Origin of the sequence: Guyparkeria sp., from assembly GCF_041687595.1 — a bacterium.
Classification (GTDB): Bacteria; Pseudomonadota; Gammaproteobacteria; order Halothiobacillales; family Halothiobacillaceae; genus Guyparkeria.
This window is the reverse complement of record NZ_JAWLBP010000079.1, coordinates 1-4,356: the sequence shown is the minus strand read 5'-3', so window position 1 is coordinate 4,356 and position 4,356 is coordinate 1. Positions and strand designations below refer to the sequence as shown.

The window sequence follows — 4,356 nt, the reverse complement described above, 5'->3', positions numbered from 1 at the left end:
CTGATGATCATCCTGCCGTACTCGGCGGCGATCGCGGTGGTCGGCCTGCTCGAATCCCTGATGACGCAGAACTTGCTCGATACGCTGACCGATACCAAGACCAGCAAGGCACGCGAGTGCAAGGGGCAGGGCATCGCCAACATCGTCTCCGGTTCGATGGGCGGGATGGCCGGCTGCGCGATGGTTGGCCAGTCGGTGATCAACATCAAGTCCGGCGGGCGCGGACGCCTGTCGACCTTCCTCGCCGGGATCTACCTGTTGATCCTGGTGGTCTTCCTGGCGCCGGTGCTCACCCTGATCCCGATGGCAGCATTGGTCGCGGTGATGATCATGGTCTCGATCGGCACCTTCAGCTGGGGCTCGATCCGGGATCTCAAGAAGCACCCGATGAGCACCAACGTGGTGATGTTGATGACCGTGATCGTCACCGTGGCGACCCATAACCTCGCCTACGGGGTGCTCACCGGCGTGCTGCTGGCGGCGATGTTCTTTGCCAACAAGGTCGGGCAGTTCATGCACGTGTCCTCGCGCCTGTCCGAGGACGAGAACGACCCGCGTCACCGCACCTACGAGGTGAGCGGGCAGGTGTTCTTCGCCTCGACCGAGAAATTCCTCGAGTCGTTTGATTTCAAGGACGACGTGGATAAGGTGAGCATCGACCTGTCCAAGGCGCACTTCTGGGACATCACCGCCGTGCATGCGCTGGACAAGGTGGTGGTCGACTTCCGCCGGGAAGGTGTCGAGGTGGAGGTCATCGGCATGAACCAGGCCACCGCCACGATCGTCGACAAGCACGGCGTGCACAACGATCCGGATGCCGCCGAGAAGCTGATGGGGCACTGACATGGGAACCGAGAACATGACCGACAACAAGGACCAGGTACTCGCCTGCATCGATGGCTCGCGGTCCTCCGAGGCCGTCACCGACTATGCCGTCTGGGCGGCCCAGGCGCTTACCGCGCCGCTGACCTTCCTGCACGCGATCAGCAACCCGCATGCCCCGGCGAAGACGGATCTGTCCGGCAACATGACCCTCGGCGGGCGCGAGAAGCTGCTCGAGGAGATGGTCGAGCTGGAGGAAAAGCGCGGCAAGCTGGAACGCGAACGGGGCCGCGCCCTGCTCGCCGACGTGCTTTCCCGGGCGCGTGACCGCGGTTACGAGACCCCCGCCGAATTGCTGCGCAACGGCGACATCACCGAGGTGATCCTCGAGCTCCAGGATGCGATGCAGATGCTGGTGCTCGGCAAGCAGGGCAAGGACGGTGACGCCGTCGCCCGGCACGTCGGCAGTCACCTCGCCGGCATCCTGTCGATGATCCACAAGCCCACCCTGGTCACGCCGCTGGAGTTCAAGCGCCCCGAGAGCTTCCTGATTGCCTACGACGGCAGCCCGACGGCCTATAAGCTCGTCGAGATGGCCTGCAACACGCCGCTCTTGCAGGGACTGCCGGTGCACATCCTGATGGTGGGCGAGGAGAAGCAGGGCAACTGGGACAAGATCCAGGCGGCGAATACCAAGCTGCAGAAGGCCGGCTTCGACACGCAGGTGGCCATTCGCCAGGGCAAGGTCGACGAGGCGGTCTCGATGTACATCGAGGAAAAGAGTATCGATCTCCTGGCCATGGGCGCCTACGGCCACAGCCCGATCCGTTACCTGGTGCTGGGCAGCACCACCACCAAGATGATCATGAAGGCCGACGTGCCGCTGCTGGTGGTGCGCTGACGTGGGCGCCTGAAAGCGGCTGGAAGGAGACGAAAAGGGCCATGCAATGCATGGCCCTTTTGCTTTTCTACATCGCGACAGACGAAGACGGCCGCCGTGGGCGACGATCGTCTCCCCGCGTGACGGCGGTCGGCGATAGCGCGAACCGCTACAGATCGATGGTGTGCGGACGGAATGCACCGGCACAGGAGTGCGGGTTGCTCTTTCACATGCACTCGAAGCGCTCGCCGGCGTGTTCGGCCGCTGGATCAAGAAACCGCCCCGGCCGCGACAATGGCACGGTGGCCCGATGCGATAACCGGCTGGATCAGATGGATTACGTTAACCCAAAGGCGGTGATCGATTCATGCAAACGGGCGCAGGGTCCGGTCACGGAAGGGCCTGCCGGTGAATGGTCCAACGAAAAAAGCCCCGCCGGATGGCAGGGCCTTCGCATGTCAGCTGTCCCGGGAAAGGGGCAAGCGGTTCATCAGCACTGGTCGGTGATGCCCGGGTTGCCTTCCACGCCCTTGAGGACCGGCTCGTTCGGCTTGACCGGCTTGATGTGCTTCTGGTCACGCAGCCAGGTCTCGACCTGGTCCCAGATCATCTCGCCGGTGTCGCCCGGGATGTTGCCCGGCTCGGCGACCGAGGCCCAGCCTGCGACCTTGTAGGTCTTCTTCGGGTCGATCGGCTCGCCGCCGAGCTCCATGTCCAGGATCCGCTTGCCCTTCTCGGCAGTCGGTGCACAGGCGTAGTTCAGGCCACCGACGCGAACCATGTCGCCACCCTGTTGGTAGTAGGGGTCGGTGTTGAAGATGTTGTCGCAGACGTCCTCGAGGATGTCCTTGATCTGCTCGCCGGTGAACTCGTTGACCGTGACGTTCGGGTAGGTCAGGGCCACGTGAGTCATCATGTCGTCGTAGGTGATCGGCTCGCCCGGGATCAGCGACGTACCCCAGCGAACACCCGGCGAGAACGAGATCTGCGCGTCGTTGACGTCGATCAGCGCGTCGCAGAGCAGCTGGTCCCAGGTGCCGGTGAAGTTGCCGCGACGGTAGAGCAGGGCGTCGTTGGTCGCCAGGACGTCGGAAGTGCGCTCGCCCACGTTGAAGGTCTTGCCTTCAAAGGTGATTTCCTGGTTGTACATCTTGTCGATGTACTCCTGCATCTCCTTGTCCGGCTCGATGAAGTCGGAGAAGACCGGCAGCAGGTGGTACTTGTAGTCCTGTACCTTGCCGTTGCGCACGTCGAAGTCGAGCACGCCAAGGTACTTGGCGTTGGAGCCGGCGTTGGTGACCAGGGTCTGGCCGCTGCGGTTCTTGACCACGGTCGGGGTCGGAACGGCGTCGTGGGTGTGACCGCCCATGATGGCGTCGATGCCAGTAACGCGGCTTGCCATCTTGATGTCGACGTCCATGCCGTTGTGCGACAGGACCACGACCACCTCGGCGCCTTCGCCGCGGGCAGCGTTGACGGCATCCTGCATCTCGTCGTCACGGATGCCGAAGGTCCAGCCCTCGGTCATCCAGCGCGGGTTGGCGATCGGGGTGTACGGGAAGGCCTGGCCGACGACTGCCACCTTGACGCCGTTCTGCTCACGGATGACGTACGGCTTGAAGACGCGCTCCATGAAGTCGGAGTCACGGATGTTCTGGGCGACGAAGTTGCAGTCAGTCGCGCCTTCCAGATCGGCGATGCCCTCGAGCATGCGGTCGGCGGTGTAGGTGGCTTCCCAGTGCGAGGTGAAGAAGTCCGGCTTGGCGATCTTCATCGCGTCGATCTGGCTCTGGGCGTCGGTCCACAGGGCCAGGGCGTTGCCCTGCCAGTTGTCACCACCGTCCAGCAGGAAGGCGCCCGGGCGTTGCTCGCGCATGTGCTTGATCAGGGTGAGCAGGTGTGCAAAACCGCCGACCTTGCCGTACTTCTTGGCCGCTTCGGCGAAGTCAAGACAAGTGAAGGCGTGCGCGGCCGGGGTGTTCGGCTCGAGACCGAAGTGCTTGAGGAACTTGTCGCCGACCAGGTGCGGGGCATTGCCTTCCATGGAGCCGACGCCGAGGTTGATCGACGGCTCGCGGAAGTAGACCGGCTTGAGCTGGGCGTGCATGTCGGTCATGTGCAGGATCGACACGTTGCCGAACTTGGGCACCTCGTACATGTTGCTCGAGGCATTGTTGGCCTTGATCGAGCTGGCGACGCGCTGGGTGCCGGTGCCGGCCTGGGCGGTCTCGAGGTTGATGCCGGCGGCCGAGGCCACGGCCAGCATCTGCAGAAATTCGCGACGAGAAAGACTCATTGGAAACTCTCCTTCAGTCTTCGGTTTGGGTCAGTCCCTACCCATTCGTGCGGGCGGGGTCCGTGCGATCTTTTAACTGTTTCCCGGGCCGTGCATCCGTCGCAAAAGAGGCCGTGCCCCCGGTTGCGACCCGGTAACTAAACCCGAACATTTAATCATACTGGGCGGATGGGCGACAGAAAAAATACTTATACCGGACCAGTCGCAATGCGGTCCCGGGGGCGTTCTGGCTACGTGGCTGATCTTGTGTCGATTTTGGTGTCGGGCTTGGGGAGCGGCCTCTGGCAGGGTGGCCTTGTCGCCACGGGGAGAGGGGTGATCGGCCCGGATGTTCCTCGACCTCGGTGCAAAAAAAAAG

At 63.0% G+C, this 4,356-nt stretch carries 3 protein-coding genes; 2 read left to right on the top strand and 1 reads right to left on the bottom strand.

Annotated features, from left to right (window positions below; genetic code table 11):
* Nucleotides 1-843, top strand: an 843-nt coding sequence (locus tag ACESL5_RS09390; protein ID WP_372592520.1) for a SulP family inorganic anion transporter, incomplete at its 5' end; no start/stop codon positions are given.
* A gap of 16 nt (nt 844-859) precedes the next feature.
* Nucleotides 860-1,723 (top strand): universal stress protein, encoded by an 864-nt coding sequence (locus tag ACESL5_RS09385; protein ID WP_372592519.1) that lies wholly within the window; start codon nt 860-862, stop codon nt 1,721-1,723.
* 469 nt (nt 1,724-2,192) lie between these two features.
* Here the strand turns inward: ACESL5_RS09385 and soxB are convergent, their stop codons facing one another.
* Nucleotides 2,193-3,998 (bottom strand): thiosulfohydrolase SoxB, encoded by a 1,806-nt coding sequence (soxB, locus tag ACESL5_RS09380; protein WP_372592518.1) that lies wholly within the window; start codon nt 3,996-3,998, stop codon nt 2,193-2,195.
* Nucleotides 3,999-4,356 lie beyond the last annotated feature (358 nt).